The organism is Candidatus Cardinium hertigii, from assembly GCF_003788695.1.
The window spans coordinates 46,833-47,211 of record NZ_RARA01000023.1 but is presented as its reverse complement, the minus strand read 5'-3'; the positions used below and the strand labels follow the sequence as shown (position 1 = coordinate 47,211).

The 379-nt window shown below is 36.1% G+C and carries 1 pseudogene (running past one end of the window); it reads left to right on the top strand.

Annotation, left to right across the window (positions count from 1 at the left end):
* Positions 1-209 precede the first annotated feature (209 nt).
* Positions 210-379 (top strand): annotated as a pseudogene (locus EDM02_RS06135) (PD-(D/E)XK nuclease family transposase) (its annotated part continues 311 nt past the right edge of the window); the annotation flags it as partial.

Here is a 379-nt window from a genome sequence, read left to right as displayed (position 1 = left end):
AAGCTAAAAATGAGGGCAAAGAGGAAGGTATCCAAATAGGAAAAGAAGAAGGTATCCAAATAGGAAAAGAAGAAGGTATCCAAATAGGCAAAGAGAAAGGTATCCAAATAGGCAAAGAAGAAGGTATCCAAATAGGTAAAGAAGAAGGTATCCAAATAGGCAAAGAAGAAGGTATCCAAATAGGCAAAGAGGAAGGTATCCAATTNNTGCTTAATCCCTACAATCCGCAAAACTTTCGAGGAGATAAAGCATCTATATTGGATCTCAAAGCCAAGGCAGTAGATGGTAAACTATTTAATATTGAAATACAAATCAGCGATGAAGCAGATTATGATAAAAGGGCTTTGTTTTATTGGGCCAAATTGTATACTGAACAGCT